Annotated in this window: 14 protein-coding genes; 6 read left to right on the top strand and 8 right to left on the bottom strand. The window is 70.0% G+C overall.

Annotation, left to right across the window (positions count from 1 at the left end; all coding sequences use genetic code 11):
* Positions 1 to 125 precede the first annotated feature (125 nt).
* The 6 genes from rnr to MFF40_RS28820 all read left to right on the top strand — a co-directional run bounded on the left by rnr (position 126) and on the right by MFF40_RS28820 (position 5,465).
* Complete coding sequence (gene rnr / locus MFF40_RS06270) at positions 126 to 2,453, top strand: ribonuclease R (RefSeq protein WP_238259958.1); 2,328 nt, start codon at positions 126 to 128, stop codon at positions 2,451 to 2,453.
* A 23-nt stretch (positions 2,454 to 2,476) separates the two neighbouring features.
* Positions 2,477 to 2,947, top strand: coding sequence for a DUF983 domain-containing protein (locus MFF40_RS06265; protein WP_147856616.1), 471 nt, complete (start codon positions 2,477 to 2,479; stop codon positions 2,945 to 2,947).
* Positions 2,898 to 3,647, top strand: a complete 750-nt coding sequence (locus MFF40_RS06260; RefSeq protein ID WP_147856617.1) for an NUDIX hydrolase — start codon at positions 2,898 to 2,900, stop codon at positions 3,645 to 3,647. The genes MFF40_RS06265 and MFF40_RS06260 overlap by 50 nt, the downstream gene beginning before the upstream one ends.
* The gene (locus MFF40_RS06255; RefSeq protein ID WP_238259956.1) at positions 3,644 to 4,834 is read left to right on the top strand and encodes an MFS transporter; all 1,191 of its coding nucleotides are present in this window, start codon (positions 3,644 to 3,646) and stop codon (positions 4,832 to 4,834) included. The genes MFF40_RS06260 and MFF40_RS06255 overlap by 4 nt, the downstream gene beginning before the upstream one ends.
* Positions 4,835 to 4,940: 106 nt before the next feature.
* Positions 4,941 to 5,108: a 50S ribosomal protein L33 gene (gene rpmG, locus MFF40_RS06250; RefSeq protein WP_020092568.1), complete on the top strand. Its 168-nt coding sequence runs from the start codon at positions 4,941 to 4,943 to the stop codon at positions 5,106 to 5,108.
* A 228-nt stretch (positions 5,109 to 5,336) separates the two neighbouring features.
* On the top strand, positions 5,337 to 5,465 hold the full coding sequence (locus MFF40_RS28820) for a hypothetical protein (RefSeq protein WP_283206090.1): 129 nt from the start codon (positions 5,337 to 5,339) through the stop codon (positions 5,463 to 5,465).
* A 12-nt stretch (positions 5,466 to 5,477) separates the two neighbouring features.
* Here the strand turns inward: MFF40_RS28820 and MFF40_RS06245 are convergent, their stop codons facing one another.
* The 8 genes from MFF40_RS06245 to MFF40_RS06210 all read right to left on the bottom strand — a co-directional run bounded on the left by MFF40_RS06245 (position 5,478) and on the right by MFF40_RS06210 (position 15,122).
* Entirely contained in the window at positions 5,478 to 6,407 is a 930-nt protein-coding gene (locus MFF40_RS06245) for a LysR family transcriptional regulator (RefSeq protein WP_147856608.1), read from the bottom strand.
* A 91-nt stretch (positions 6,408 to 6,498) separates the two neighbouring features.
* Positions 6,499 to 8,160 carry an OFA family MFS transporter gene (locus MFF40_RS06240; protein ID WP_147856607.1) on the bottom strand — a complete coding sequence of 554 codons (1,662 nt, stop codon included), beginning with the start codon at positions 8,158 to 8,160 and terminating at the stop codon, positions 6,499 to 6,501.
* 298 nt (positions 8,161 to 8,458) lie between these two features.
* Positions 8,459 to 8,752 carry a formate dehydrogenase subunit delta gene (locus MFF40_RS06235; RefSeq protein WP_058192067.1) on the bottom strand — a complete coding sequence of 98 codons (294 nt, stop codon included), beginning with the start codon at positions 8,750 to 8,752 and terminating at the stop codon, positions 8,459 to 8,461.
* Between the two features lie 4 nt (positions 8,753 to 8,756).
* The gene (gene fdhF / locus MFF40_RS06230; RefSeq protein WP_147856518.1) at positions 8,757 to 11,618 is read right to left on the bottom strand and encodes a formate dehydrogenase subunit alpha; all 2,862 of its coding nucleotides are present in this window, start codon (positions 11,616 to 11,618) and stop codon (positions 8,757 to 8,759) included.
* A gap of 11 nt (positions 11,619 to 11,629) precedes the next feature.
* Complete coding sequence (locus MFF40_RS06225; protein WP_147899027.1) at positions 11,630 to 13,189, bottom strand: formate dehydrogenase beta subunit; 1,560 nt, start codon at positions 13,187 to 13,189, stop codon at positions 11,630 to 11,632.
* Positions 13,186 to 13,671 (bottom strand): formate dehydrogenase subunit gamma, encoded by a 486-nt coding sequence (locus MFF40_RS06220; RefSeq protein ID WP_147857421.1) that lies wholly within the window; start codon positions 13,669 to 13,671, stop codon positions 13,186 to 13,188. The genes MFF40_RS06225 and MFF40_RS06220 overlap by 4 nt, the downstream gene beginning before the upstream one ends.
* Before the next feature lie 257 nt (positions 13,672 to 13,928).
* Positions 13,929 to 14,585 carry a glutathione S-transferase family protein gene (locus MFF40_RS06215; protein ID WP_147857422.1) on the bottom strand — a complete coding sequence of 219 codons (657 nt, stop codon included), beginning with the start codon at positions 14,583 to 14,585 and terminating at the stop codon, positions 13,929 to 13,931.
* 96 nt (positions 14,586 to 14,681) lie between these two features.
* Positions 14,682 to 15,122, bottom strand: a complete 441-nt coding sequence (locus MFF40_RS06210) for a cytochrome c-type biogenesis protein (protein ID WP_147899026.1) — start codon at positions 15,120 to 15,122, stop codon at positions 14,682 to 14,684.
* Positions 15,123 to 15,138: the final 16 nt, after the last annotated feature.

The raw sequence follows: 15,138 nt of genomic DNA, 5'->3' as shown, positions 1-15,138 counted from the left end.
GGACGCGACGGCCACCGTTGCCGCGGACCGGCCGGAACCCCATCTTGCGGTGACGAGACCGAATCAGCGGTCCGGCGCCCGATCGCGGGCGCACGCCTTTTTCGAGAACCGTCCGGCACCACCTTTTGGCACCACGCATCAGCGCAGAGGCGGCCGAACCCGCCGCTCCCCCGCCCTTCCCCACCCGCGAGCAGATCCTCGCCTTCGTGGCGGAGGCGACCGAACCCGTCGGCAAGCGGGAGATCGCCAAGGCGTTCGGCATCAAGGGTGCGGCCAAGATCGACCTGAAGCGCATCCTCAAGGAGATCGAGGAGGATGGCGGCCTCGATCGTGGGCGCGGCGGCCTTGCGACCGCCGGCCGCCTGCCGCCGGTGGTGCTGAGCGACATCCGCTCGCGCGACCGGCACGGCGACTTCCTGGCGGTCCCGGTGGAGTGGACCGGCACCGGCAAGCCGCCGGCAATCGTGCTCACGCAGAGCCGCGGCCCGCGCAAGGGCAACCGCCCGGCCGCCGGGATCGGCGACCGGGCCCTCGTCCGGGTCGAGCGCGACGCCGAGGGCGGCTATACCGGCCGGGTCATCAAGGTCATCGGAAAGAACAAGGCCGAGATCATCGGCGTCTACCGCGCCGGCGCGCAGGGCGGCCGGATCGTCCCCGTCGAGAAGCGCTCACAGGGCCGCGAGATCCTGATCCCGCCCGGCGAGGAGGGTCAGGCCCGGGACGGCGACCTCGTCAGCGTCTCGCTGGAGCGGGAGACGCGCTTCGGCCTGCCGCGGGGCCGCGTGCGGGAACGGCTCGGCTCGCTCGGCTCCGAGAAGGCCGTCAGCCTGATCGCGCTGCACCTGCACAACATCCCGCACGTCTTTTCGGACGCGACCCTGGCCGAGGCCGACGCTGCGGCCCCTGCCTCGCTCAAGGGTCGCGAGGATTGGCGCGATCGCCCGCTGCTGACCATCGATCCGCCGGACGCCAAGGACCACGACGACGCCGTGATGGCGGAGCCCGATTCCGACCCGGCCAATCCGGGCGGCTTCATCGTCACGGTCGCGATCGCGGATGTCGCGGCCTATGTCCGCCCCGGCTCGAGCCTCGACCGCGAGGCGCTGGAGCGGGGCAACTCGGTCTACTTCCCCGACCGCGTCGTGCCGATGCTGCCGGAGCGGATCTCGAACGATCTCTGCTCCCTGCGCGAGGGCGAGGACCGTCCGGCCATCGCGGTCCGGATGGTGGTCGCCGCCGACGGGGTGAAGCGCCGCCACACGTTCCACCGGGTGATGATGCGCTCGCGCGCCAAGCTCGCCTACGCGCAGGCGCAGGCCGCCATCGACGGGCAGGCGGACGCCGCAGCCGCGCCGCTGCTGGAGACGGTGCTGCGCCCGCTCTGGGCGGCCTACGCGGCCCTGCGCGAAGCCCGGGACCATCGCGGGCCGCTGGCCCTCGATTTGCCCGAGCGCAAGGTGCTGCTCTCGCCCGAGGGCGCGGTCGACCGGGTGATCGTGCCGGAACGCCTCGACGCGCACCGGCTGATCGAGGAGTTCATGATCCAGGCCAACGTCGCCGCCGCTGAGACCCTGGAGGCGGCCAAGCAGGCGCTGATCTACCGGGTGCACGACGAGCCGGCGCAGGAGAAGATGCAGGCGCTCGGTGAGGTCCTGGCCTCGGTCGGGATCAAGCTGCCCAAGGAAGGGGCGCTGCGCCCCGCCCTGTTCAACCGCATCCTCGGGTCGGTGGCCGGCAGCGAGCACGCGACCTTCATCAACGAGGTGGTGCTGCGCTCCCAGGCCCAGGCCATCTACGCCTCCGAGAATCTCGGCCATTTCGGGCTGAACCTGCGCCGCTACGCGCATTTCACCTCGCCGATCCGCCGCTACGCCGACCTGATCGTCCACCGGGCGCTGATCAGCGCCTGCCGCCTCGGCGCGGACGGCCTGCCCGCGGAGGTGTCGGCGGGCGAACTCGCGCAGATCGGCGAGCAGATCTCGGCGGCCGAACGCCGCGCCATGGCGGCGGAGCGGGAGACCATCGACCGGCTGATCGCGCACCATCTGGTCGACCGGATCGGAGCGACCTTCACGGGCCAGATCGCGGGCGTCACCCGGTCCGGCCTGTTCATCAAGCTCGACGAGACCGGGGCGGACGGGTTCGTGCCGATCTCGCAGCTCGGCGCCGACTATTTCCGCCACGAGGAGGCCCGGCACGCCCTGGTGGGCGAACGCAGCGGCGAGACCTTCCGATTGGGCGACAGGGTCGAAGTCCGCCTGGTCGAGGCCGCGCCGGTGGCCGGTGCGCTCCGGTTCGAGCTGCTCAGCGAGGGCAAGACCCGTTCCGGGCCCGGCGGAAAGGATGGCGGCGGCCGGAAGCCCGGCGGCGGCCGCCCGTTTAAGGCCGCTCCCTCCGGGCGCCCGCCCGGCATCCGCAACTCCGGTACGCGCCATCGCGGCTCGCGCCGGTGACCCGCCCGGTGTAGACCCTGGTCATGGCCACCGACGCGATTCCCATGCGCACCCGCCTGATCCCCGCGATGGCGCGCGGCTTCATCGGCCGCTGTCCGCATTGCGGGGAGGGCCGGATCTTCGGGCGCTTCCTGAAGGTGCGTCCGGAATGCGACGCCTGCGGGCTGGAACTGCACCATCACCGCGCGGACGATCTGCCGCCCTACGTGGTGATCTTCATCGTCGCCCACATCGTCGGCTACCTGATCCTGGAGACCGAGACCGCCTACGATGTCCCCTTGTGGGTCGAGATGGGCGTCTGGCCGGTCTTCACGCTCCTGTTCGCTCTCGCGTTGCTCCAGCCGGTCAAGGGTGCCGTCGTCGGGTTGCAATACGCCCTTGGCATGCACGGCTTCGCCACGTTACCGCGGGGCCGCCCCGTTTCGGGGTTGAAGGAGACACGCCTTGCCGCAGCCGGAGCCGCAGCAGGAATCCGAGATCGCGACCAGCGCTGAGCGGCCGCCGTCCCCGGCGCGCCTGCGCCCGCGGGACGCCGCAACCCTGATCGTGCTGGACCGGCGCGGAAAGGGCGGCCCGAAGGTCCTGATGGGCCGCCGCAACCCACGGCTCGCCTTCATGCCCGGGCAGTTCGTGTTCCCCGGGGGCCGGATCGAACTCGGCGACCGCCACATGCCGGTGGCCGGCGCCCTGCCCGACTATGCCGAGGCCGCGTTGACCCGTCAGGTCTCCCGGCAGCCGCACCATCTCGGCCGGGCGCTGGCGCTGGCCGCCATCCGGGAGACCTACGAGGAGACCGGCCTGCTGCTCGGTACGAGCGAGCACGGCCCCCCGGAGAGCGCCCCCACGGGCTGGGAGGCCTTCGCCCGGCACGGGATCCTACCGGACCTGGAGGCGCTGCACTTGGTGGCCCGGGCGATCACCCCGCCCAAGCGCGTGCGCCGGTTCGATACGCGGTTCTTCGCTGTCGATCGCCGCATGGTCGCGGCCGAGGAGACCGGCCGGGTCAGCCCGGAGGCCGAGTTCACCGAACTCGCCTGGGTCCGCCTCGACGCGGCGCGCAAGCTCGACCTGCCCTTCATCACCCGCGCCATCCTGGACGATCTGGAGGCGCAGATCGCGGCCGATTTCGCGCCGCACCGGATGATCCCTTTCCACTACGAGCGCTACGGGCGCCGGGAACGAGTCGCTCTGTGAATGTTTCGGAAAGACCGGACCGGATCGTCGCGCCAAGCGGGATCGGGCCGGACACCGTGGCGGCGATCACCGCCGCCATCGCCTGCGTCACCGTGGTCGGGATCGGCCTCAGCCTGTCGATCCCGCTCCTGTCGATCGAGCTGGAGCGGCGCGGCGCGTCGAGCACGCTGATCGGGCTCAACACCGCGGTCGCCGGCATCGCCAGCATCTGCACGGTGCCGTTCGTGCCGCGGCTCGCGTCCCGGATCGGCGTCGCGCGGCTGCTCTGCCTGGCGCTGGTCGTGGGGGCGGTGAGCCTCGCCGCCTTCCCGATGGTGCCGGGCATCGCCCTGTGGTTTCCGCTGCGCTTCGTGTTCTCGGCGACGCTCGGCGCGCTGTTCGTGCTGTCCGAGTACTGGATCAACGCCGCCGCCCCGCCGGAGCGCCGCGGCCTGGTGATGGGCATCTACGCCACCGTGCTGGCGGCGGGCTTCGCGGTGGGCCCGGCGCTCCTGGCGCTGGTCGGGACCGAAGGCTTGCCCCCCTACCTGACCGGTGCCGCCCTGATGCTGGCCGGCGGCCTTCCGATCGTCCTCGCCCGGGGGCTATCGCCGACCATCGAGCACGGCTCCGGGCGCAGCATCCTCGCCTATCTCCGGTTCGCCCCCGGGGCGCTGCTCGCCGCCCTCGCGTACGGGGCGGTGGAGACCGGGATCTTCGCGATCCTGCCGCTCTACGGCCTGCGCCTGGGCTACGACGCGCAGGGCGCGGCCGGCCTCGTCAGCCTGATCGCGCTCGGCAACGTGCTGTTCCAGATCCCGTTCGGCTGGCTCGCGGACCGCGTCGACCGGCGCGCGGTGCTCCTCGGCGCGGGCCTCGCCGGGGCGACGGGCTCAGCCCTGATCCCGCTGGCCTCCGGGTCGCCGATGGCGCTCGGCCTGGTCCTGTTCGCCTGGGGCGGCATCGCCGGGACGCTCTACACGGTCGGCCTGACCACATTGGGCGACCGGGTCCCGGCCTCCGACCTCGCGGGCGCCAACGCGGCCTTCGTGGTGCTGTACAATGTCGGCCTGATGCTCGGGCCGCCGCTGATCGGCGGCGGGCTCGACCTGGTGCCGCCGCACGGCTTCGCGTGGGCGCTGCTGGCGCTGTTCCTGGCCTTCTCGCTGAGCCTCGCCACGATGGAGCGATCGGCCGCGCGGTCTTGACCTGCCGGGTCCGATCGGGCATTGACCGGCCCGTATTCGGCCGGGCCTTCCCGGCCATTTGCGTTTCGCTCACGCGGAATGCCGCACCCTGCAGGAGCGCCGCGCCATGGCCAAGGCCGTCACCGTCAAGATCAAGCTCGTCTCCACCGCCGACACGGGCTATTTCTACGTCACCAAGAAGAACTCCCGCACGCAGACCGAGAAGCTGACGATGCGCAAGTACGATCCGGTCGCGCGCAAGCACGTCGACTTCAAGGAAACCAAGATCAAGTAAGCCCGCGGGACCCATCCCGGTCCAGCTGCTACCGCAAGGCCGCTCCGGAGACGGGGCGGCTTTTTTCGCGCCGTGCCGGGACGGGGTGACGAACGATCCTGCCCGGCGCCGTGGACGGCGCCGGGGCGACGCCGGACCATAGTCTCGCCGCGTTCCGGGCGCTGCCTGACCCGGCGCCGGGATTCGTCTCCCTCCGCACTGGCCGGACCGGCCACGGGAGCGCGCACGGTGTTCAGAATTCTGCTGACGATCCTGACCGTCCTGACGGTGCTCACGGCCCGCCTCGTCCTCAAGCTGCCGCTGATTCCCTATCGGGCCGTCCGCGGGCTGGTGCGGGGCCTGTTCGCGCCGGCCTGAACGCGCCCCCTCTCACGCATCCGGCGCCGCGCCGGAGAAGCCGGAGAGCTCCGGATCCAGCGTCCGCGCCAGGGTCCGGGCGATGGCGACCAGGGCGGTCACCATCGGGGTCGAGGGCTCACGGCGCGGGGCGACGAGGCCGATCGTGTGCTCCAGGTCCGGGGCGGTGATCGGGATCGCCCGCACCCCCGCCATGGGCCCGAGGGCATCGACCAGAATCTCCGGCATGATCGAGGCCCAGCGCAGGGTGCGCACGTGGGTCATCAGCACGATCATCGAGTTCGATTCGAGGGTCGCGGCCGGATCGGCGCCTGCGTCCCGGATCTGCTGGTCGATGATCCGCCGGTTCTGCATGTTCGGGGTCAGCAGGCAGAGCGGCAGGCGGCCGGTCTCCGCCCAGGTGACGCTGGCGCGGCCGTCGAACGGGCCGCCGTCCGCCGTGACCAGGCGGTAGCGCTCCCGGTAGAGCGGCACCGACACGACCCGGCCGAGCGGCTCGTTGTCGAGGTAGGTCAGCCCGGCATCGGCCTCCAGGTTCTCGATCAGCGAGAAGATGTCGGCGGAGGCAGCGGATTCGACCGTGAGCCGCACGCCCGGGTGGCGCTCGCCGTAGGGGGTGGTCAGGCTCACGATCATCGGCAGGGCCGTGGGGATCGCGGCGATGCGCAGGTGCCCGGTCAAGCCGCGGCGCAGGCCCGTGACCTCCTCGTGCATCGCCCGCGCGTCGGCCACGATGCGGCGCGCCCATTCGAGCACCCGCTCGCCCTCCGGGGTGAAGCCCTGGAAGCGCGAGCCGCGCAGCACGAGCTGCACGCCGAAGCGGTTCTCCAGCTGCTTCACGCCGGCCGAGAGGGTCTGCTGCGTCACCCCGCAGGTCTCGGCCGCATGGCCGAAATGCTGCTCGCGGGCGAGCGCGAGCAGGAAGTCGAGCTTGTCGATCACGGAGGCATTCCGAGCGGTGCGCGCCCCGCAGGTTGGGATGCCGAAACCTAGTGGCCCGCCCGTCCGGCCACAACCGGCGGCGGGCGCACGCTCAGCGGAACAGGATGAACGCCTTCGACAGGGTGATGCCGATCCCCCAGAGGATCGGAATGCCCACCACCGCCCAGGCCAGTGCAGCCGCGGCGCTGAACCCGCCCCGGTCGATGCCGAACGAGCCCGACGACCGGACGGCAGGGGCGGCGCCGCGGACGTCGAGGGCGGCGCGCTCGGAATCGGACATGAACCACCGCCCGGCGAGCGGCCGGATCAACAGGTTGCAGACGAACCCGGCGGCCAGGAACGCGGCCAGCACGTACATGGTCCGCCCGTAGAGGTCCGCGCCCTGAACGCCGGCTGCGGCCTGCGCTTCCCGGATCTTGGTGACCACGAACGGCCCGACGATGCCGGCGGTCGACCACGCGGTCAGCAGGCGGCCGTGGATCGCGCCGACGAACTGCGTGCCGAACACGTCGGCGAGGTAGGCCGGGATCGTCGCGAAGCCGCCGCCATACATGGACAGGATCACGCAGAAGAACGCGACGAACAGAGCTTGCGAGCCGATCCCGGCGGCCCAGGGGGCGGCTGCGTAGAGCGCGCCGCCCAGGGCGAAGAAGATCGCGTAGGTGAGCTTGCGGCCGATCCGGTCCGACATCGAGGCCCAGAAGAACCGGCCCAGGATGTTGAACAGCGACAGCAAGCCGACGAAGCCGGCCGCGATCGCGGCGATCTGGGTTTTCTGGCCGGCGTCGAGCGCAGCGAAGCCGGTGCCGGGCAGCCCGATCAGGGAGCCGCCGAAGATCTCCTGGAGCATCGGCGAAGCGAGCGCCAGCACGCCGATCCCGGCCGAGACGTTGAGGCAGAGCACCAGCCAGATCATCCAGAACTGGAAGGTCTTGTGCGCGTCCCGCAGGTGGACGTGACCCGAGGCGATCATGGCGTTCCTGGATGCGGGCGGCGTCCAGCCGGTCGGACGCCAATTGGCGGGCGGGACCCGGTAGCCGAAGGCGCCGCCCAGCATGAACACGATGTAGCCGACGCCCATCACGGCGAGCGTCTGCCAGACGCCGACGGAATCGGCGCTGCGGAAGGTCTTGATCAGGCCGTCGGCCAGGGGGGAACCGATCATCGCGCCGCCGCCGAAGCCCATGATCGCCATGCCGGTGGCCATGCCGCGCCGGTCGGGGAACCACTTGATCAGGGTCGAGACCGGGGAGATGTAGCCGAGGCCCAGCCCGATGCCGCCGATCAGGCCCATGCCGAGCCAGACCAGCCAGAGCTGGTGGAGGTAGACGCCCAGCGCGCCGATCAGGAAGCCGCCGCCCCAGCACAGGGCGGCCACGATGCCGGCCTTGCGCGGACCCGCTCGCTCCAGCCAGCCACCGAACAGGGCGGCCGACAGGCCGAGCACCACGATCCCGATGGAGAAGACCGTGACCAGGTCGCTGACGCGCCAGTCGCAGGTGGTGGTGAACAGCGCCGTCATCACGCCCATGTCGGGGCAGGCGGCGGGGGCAGGCTGGCCGACCGAGAGGGCCCGGCTCAGCGGCAGCCAGAACACCGAAAGCCCGTAGGCCATGCCGATGCAGAGATGGATCGCCAGGGCCGCGGGCGGAACCAGCCAGCGGTTGAAGCCCGGTTTGGCGACGATGCGCTCACGGGACAGCCAGCCGTGATCGCTCCCGGGCGCGACCGCGCCCGCCAGGTCTGAACGCATCGAGATTCCTCCGGACACGACTTCGTTGCGTGAGTCGTGTTGCTGAGGAAGCTTAGTCGTTCAACTTGGCCGGTGCCAGCGCGCGAACGGCGTCCGACCTGTCATCGGTACCGGTTCCGCATACAACTCGAGGGCGACGTATACGGAGATACCCAAATCGGCGTGCCCTGCATTCATTCAAAGGGCCGGCGCGCAGGGTGTAAGCCCTCAGGCACTCTTCGGGGGAGTCGCCGCCCCGCTCAGGGCGACCGCGTTCGACCGGTGCCCGGATGGGCCGATCGAACGCCACGATGGCGGTTCAGCCGGCGTCGCTGGCGCCCTCGCCGAGCTTCTGCGGGTCGCGGGTCGCCGGGCGCACCGGGCTCTCGGCCTGGGGCTCGGCCCCGCGCAGGGCCTGCTGCACCAGGCTGTCGGCCCGGTCGCCCATCTCCGGCAGGGCGGCCTCGAGCTTCGAGACCATCTTGGGCGTCCAGAACGCCGTGATGTGCTTGTGCACCCCGGCCACCGCCTCGTCCTCCGGGTAGGACCGGAAGAACGTGGCGATCTGGTTCGCCATCCGGAGGAGCTTGTCCTCCTGGGTCTGTGCGCTCATCGATTCACTCCGCCGCGTCGAGGCGCTGGGCGATGCGCGTCAGCGAGAAATCCTCCTCGTAGAACTTCGCCTGCCAGTCGGACGGCCGGTTTGTCCGCCGGATCTGCACCGCCGTGACCTTGTACTCGGGACAGTTGGTCGCCCAATCCGAGTAGTCGGTGGTGATCACGTTGGCGCCGGTCTTGGCGTGGTGGAACGTGGTGTAGACCACGCCGGGCTGCATCCGCTCCGAGACCTTGGCCTTCAGGGCGATGTCGCCGGACCGGCTCTCCAGGGAGACCAGGTCGCCGTCGACGATGCCGCGCAGTTCCGCGTCGAACGGGTGGATCTCCAGCACGTCCTCCTCGTGCCAGCGCGAGTTCTCGGTGCGCCGGGTCTGCGCGCCGACATTGTACTGGGACAGGATCCGGCCCGTGGTCAGGATCAGCGGGAACTTCGCCCCCGTGCGCTCCTCGGTGGCCACGAACTCGGTGATCATGAACCGGCCCTTGCCGCGGACGAAGCGGTCCACGTGCATCATCGGCGTGCCGAGCGGCGCCTTCTCGTTGCAGGGCCACTGCACCGAGCCCAGCTCGTCGAGCTTGGCGTAGGACACGCCGGTGAAGCTCGGAGTCAGGCCGGCGATCTCGTCCATGATCTGGGACGGGTGGCTGTACTCCATCTTGTAGCCCAGAGCATTGGAGAGCAGCACCGTGCCCTCCCAGTCACCGTAGCCGCCCATCGGGGGCATCACCTTGCGGACGCGGGAGATGCGACGCTCGGCGTTGGTGAAGGTGCCGTCCTTCTCGAGGAACGAGGCGCCTGGCAGGAAGACGTGGGCGTATTTCGCGGTCTCGTTCAGGAACAGGTCCTGGATGACGATGCATTCCATCGCCTTGAGGCCGGACGTGACGTGGTGCGTGTCGGGATCCGACTGCGCGATGTCCTCGCCCTGGATGTAGAGGCCCTTGAAGCTGCCATCGACGGCCTCGTCCAGCATGTTGGTGATGCGCAGGCCCGGCGCGCCGTCGAGCTTGGCGCCCCAGAGGGCCTCGAAGCTCTCACGGGTGGCGTCGTCCGAGACGTGGCGGTAGCCGGTGAACTCGTGCGGGAACGAGCCCATGTCGCAGGAGCCCTGGACGTTGTTCTGGCCGCGCAGCGGGTTCACGCCGGCCCCGAGCTTGCCGATGTTGCCGGTGGCCATGGCGATGTTGGCCATGCCCATCACCATGGTCGAGCCCTGGCTGTGCTCGGTGACACCGAGGCCGTAGTAGATGCCGGCCGCGCCGCCCGTGGCGTAGAGCCGGGCGGCAGCCCGAACCTCCGCCGGGTCGAGGCCGGTGAACGATTGCTGGTTCTCGGGCGAATGCCGCTCCTCGGCGATGAACCGGGCCCAGGACTCGAACTCGGCGAGGTCGCAGCGCTCGCGGACATACGCTTCGTCGATCAGCCCCTCGGTGACGATGACGTGCGCCAGCGAATTGATGAAGGCGACGTTGGAGCCGGGCTTCAGGGGCAGGTGGTGATCGGCCTTGATGTGGGGCGACTTCACCAAGTCGATCTTGCGCGGATCGGCGACGATCAGCTTGGCGCCCTCGCGCAGGCGCTTCTTCATGCGCGAGCCGAAGACCGGGTGCCCGTCGGTCGGGTTGGCGCCGATCACCAGGATCACGTCGGACTGCTCGACCGACTTGAAGTCCTGGGTGCCGGCCGAGGTGCCGAGCGTCGACATCAGCCCGTAGCCGGTGGGCGAGTGGCAGACGCGGGCGCAGGTGTCGACGTTGTTGTTGCCGAAGGCGGCGCGCACGAGCTTCTGGACGAGGTAGGCCTCCTCGTTGGTGCAGCGCGACGAGGTGATGCCGCCGACCGAATCCTTGCCGTAGGTCGCCTGGATCCGCTTGAACTCGGAGGCGGCGTGGCCGATCGCCTCCTCCCAGGACACTTCGCGCCACGGATCCGTGATCTTGGCGCGGATCATCGGCTTGGTGATGCGGTCCTTGTGGGTGGCGTAGCCGTAGGCGAAGCGGCCCTTGACGCAGCTATGGCCCTCGTTGGCCTTGCCGGCCTTGTACGGCACCATGCGGACGACGCGGGTGCCCTGCATCTCGGCCTTGAAGGAGCAGCCGACGCCGCAATACGCGCAGGTCGTCACCTCCGCGTGCTCGGGCTGGCCGAACTCGTGGATCGACTTCTCCTGCAGCGTGGCCGTGGGGCAGGCCTGCACGCAGGCGCCGCAGGAGACGCACTCCGACTCCATGAAGTTGGTCGGGCCCGCCGCCACGCGGCTGTCGAAGCCGCGGCCCGCGATGGTCAGCGCGAAGGTGCCCTGCACCTCCTCGCAGGCGCGGACGCAACGGTTGCAGACGATGCACTTCGACGGATCGTAGGTGAAGTACGGGTTCGACTCGTCCTTGGGCAGGTACTTCTCGGCGCTCGGCACGACATGGTTGTCGCCCTCGTAACCGTAGCGGACGTCGCGCAGGCCGACGACGCCGGCCATGTCCTGCAATTCGCAATCGCCGTTGGCCGCGCAGGTCAGGCAGGTCAGCGGGTGATCGGAGATGTAGAGCTCCATCACGCCCTTGCGGAGCTTGTGGAGCTTGTCGGTCTGCGTGCGCACGACCATGCCGTTCTCGGCCGGGGTGGTGCAGGAGGCCGGCGTCCCGCGCCGTCCCTCGATCTCCACGAGGCAGAGCCGGCAGGAGCCGAACGGCTCCAGGCTGTCGGTGGCGCACAGCTTCGGGATCTGCGTGCCGGCATGCATCGCCGCCGCCATCACCGAAGTGCCGGCCGGCACGGTCACGTCCATGCCGTCGATCGTCAGGGTGACGGTCTGCTCCGCCACGCGGATTGGCGTGCCGTAGTCGATCTCCTTGATCAGGCCCATCGACGTCTCCTTCACTCGGCCGCGACCGGCAGATCGCCGGCGCGCCTGAAATCTTCAGGGAAGTGGGTGATCGCGCTCATCACGGGCATCGGCGTGAGCCCGCCCATGGCGCAGAGCGACCCATCGGTCATGACCTCGCAGAGGTCCTCGATCAGCTTCAGGTTCGTCTCCGGCCGGATGCCGGCGATGACCTTGTCCATGGTCTCGACGCCCCGGGTCGCGCCGATCCGGCAGGGGGTGCACTTGCCGCAGGATTCGGTGGCGCAGAACTCGAAGGCGAAGCGGGCTTGGCTCGCCATGTCGACGGTGTCGTCGAACACCACGATGCCGCCGTGGCCGACGAGGCCCTTCTTGGCCGCCATCGCCTCGTAGTCGAGGGGCGTGTCGAGCAAATGGTCGGGGAAGTAGGCCCCGAGCGGCCCGCCGACCTGCACGGCCCGGACCGGCCTCCCCGAGCGGGTGCCGCCGCCGTAATCCTCGATCACCTCGCGCAGGGTCACCCCGAAGGCGAGTTCGATCAGGCCGCCGTGCTTGATGTTGCCGGCAAGCTGGATCGGCAGCGTGCCGAGCGAGCGGCCCATGCCGTAATCGGCGTAGGCTCCGGCGCCGTTCTCGAGGATCCACGGCACGGCCGTAAAGGTCATGACGTTGTTGACGAGCGTCGGCTTGCCGAGGAAGCCCTTGAGCGCCGGGATCGGCGGCTTGGCCCGCACGATGCCGCGCTTGCCCTCCAGGCTCTCCAGCAGCGACGTCTCCTCGCCGCAGATATAGGCGCCCGCCCCGAGCCGGACCTCCAGGTGGAAGGCCTTGCCCGAACCCAGGATATCGGCGCCGAGCACGCCGGCCTCGATGCCGTTGGCGATCGCCTCCTTCAGGGTGGCGAAGGCCTGCGGGTATTCGGAGCGCAGGTAGATGTAGCCCCGGGTCGCGCCGGTCGCGATCGCCGCGATGGTCATGCCCTCGATGAGGTTGAAGGGGTCGCCCTCCATCATCATCCGGTCGGCGAAGGTGCCGGAATCGCCCTCGTCGGCGTTGCAGACGACGTATTTCTGCTCGCCCTTGGCGAGCATCACGGTGTTCCACTTGATGCCGGCCGGGAAGCCGGCGCCGCCGCGGCCGCGCAGGCCGGAATCGCGCACCGCCGCGACGATGCCCTCGGCGTCGAGCTTCAGCGCCGCCTCGAGCCCGCGATAGCCGCCATGGGCCCGGTAATCGGCCACCGAGACCGGATCGACAACGCCGCAGCGGTGGAAGGTCAGGCGCTGCTGACGGGCGAGGAACGGGATCTTTTCGGGGTCGCCGAGGCGCAGGGCATGCGCGCCGCCGGTGGCGAGCCCGGCATCCAGCAGGGCATCGACATCCGAGACCTTGACGGGACCGTAGGCGACCCGGCCCTCGGGCGTGGCGACTTCCACCATCGGCTCCAGCCAGAACAGGCCGCGCGAGCCGGTGCGCACGATGGTCACGTCGAGGCCGCGGCGCTCCGCGCCCGCGAACAGGGCCCGGGCGACCTTGTTGGCGCCGAGGCCCAAAGCCACGGCGTCCCGGGGGACGTAAAGGGTGACGCTCACTGGCGGGTCTCCCGCTTGGTTTCGGCCAGCGCCTCGTCGAGGCCGTCGGCGGTCAGGTGGGCCACCGGCTCGCCGTCGATCAGGGCCGCGGGGCCGTTGGCGCAGAGGCCGAGGCAGTAGACCGGCTCGACCGTGGCGCTGCCGTCGGCGGTGGTCTCGTGCCAGTCGCAGCCGAGGCGGCCGAGGATCTCGCGGTGGATCTTGTCCGAGCCCATGGCCTGGCATGCCTCGGCCCGGCACAGCTTCACCTCATGGCGGCCGGCCGGATGGGCGCGGAAGTCGTGGTAGAACGTGATGCAGCCATGCACCTCGGCGCGCGACAGGTTCAGCGCGTCGGCGATGAGCGGCACGGCGCCGCCGTCGACGTAGCCGAAGGTCGCCTGCAGCGCGTGCAGGATCGGCAGCGTCGCGCCTTCGAGATGGGTATGCTCAGCAATGATCCCGGTGGCGCGTTCCGCGCTCCAGGGCTCGTGACGCGTCATGGTTTCCAGCCCAGTCTGTTCCTTTTCTAATGCGAAGTGGAACAGAAATGCCGAACACCATCAATCGTGCAGTCCGGTCGCCTGACAAAGGATCCCTGTCAGACTGTCACCCGCGGTGGCCCGCCAGGCGACCCCTGCAGTAAGCCTTTCTCAACGCATCGGTTTCCGCCGCCTGGAAGCCGTCTAAAAAACTTGCGTGCGGCGCAACATCGTCTTGTGCCCTGCAAGAAAGTTCATCTGCCGTGTGGTCCGGAGCATCAGAACTCCATGTCGAGCTCTTCGATCTCGTCCGGCTCGTCGGCGGCGGCCTCGGCCCATTCGATCATCAGCGGCCAGTGCAGGATCGCGTCCCGGTAGGCTGCGGCCCGGGGCGGCAGCGCGACGTCGTAGGTGCGGAAGCGCGTGCAGACCGGGGCGTAGAGCGCGTCGGCGAGGCCGGGGCGGTCACCGAACAGGAACGGTCCGTCGTAGCGGTCGAGGCAATCGTCGAAGATCGTGACGATGCGCTCGATATCGGCCTTGGCGCCGTTGAACACGCGAAAGCCCGGATGGAACGCCCGCAGGTTCATCGGCAGCGCCGAGCGCAGGTTGACGAAGCCCGAATGCATCTCCCCGGAGATGGAGCGGCAATGGGCGCGCTCGGCCACCTCGCGCGGCAGCAGGCCGGCGTCGGGAAAGGTCTCGCTGAGGTATTCGGCGATCGCCAGGATGTCCCAGACCACCACGTCGCCATGCCGCAGGCGCGGCACCAGGAAGGATGGGGACAGGTGCAGCAGCTCCGCCCGGCTGGTGGCGTCCGTGCCCGACAGGACTTCGGTGTCGAAGGCGAGACCCGCCATCCGGCAGATCAGCCAGCCCCGCAGGGACCAGGAGGAGTAGTTGCGGCTGGAGATGGTGAGCGTGGCGGCGGTCATCGTCTTCACCCCGGGCGCGTCGCCGATCATGCGATCTGCGCCGCCGGATCCAAGACTCGTGCCGGATCGGACTGGCGAATCGCAACGCGCCGAAGACTACTCCCGACGGAGCAGCGCGGCGACCTCCGCCTGCTCGGCCGGGGACAGGGTCCGGACCGGCGCGGCCGGCCGCCGGCGCGCGAGGCGCCAGATCCCGAAGGCGCCGAGCAGGACCGCCAGGATCGGGGTCAGCCACAGCAGCAGGGTGTGCAGGGCGAAGACCGGACGCAGCAGCACGAACTCGCCGTAGCGGTCCACGACGTAGCGCAGCACCGCCGGGTCGCTGTCGCCCTTCTGCAGGCGCTCGCGCACGATCACGCGCAGGTCCTTGGCCAGCGGCGCGTCGGAATCGTCGATCGACTGGTTCTGGCAGACGAGGCAGCGCAATTCCGAGGAAATCTCCCGGGCGCGATGCTCCAGCGCCGGATCCTTCAGCACCTCGTCGGGCTGGACGGCGTGGGCCGGGGCGGCGAGCGTAACAAGCAGCGCAAAAGCCAAACAGGCACGAACGCGC

The organism is Methylobacterium mesophilicum, assembly GCF_022179445.1.
Classification (GTDB): Bacteria; Pseudomonadota; Alphaproteobacteria; order Rhizobiales; family Beijerinckiaceae; genus Methylobacterium; species Methylobacterium mesophilicum.
The sequence above is the reverse complement of the archived record's forward strand: the minus strand, read 5'-3'. Positions and strand labels throughout refer to the sequence as shown.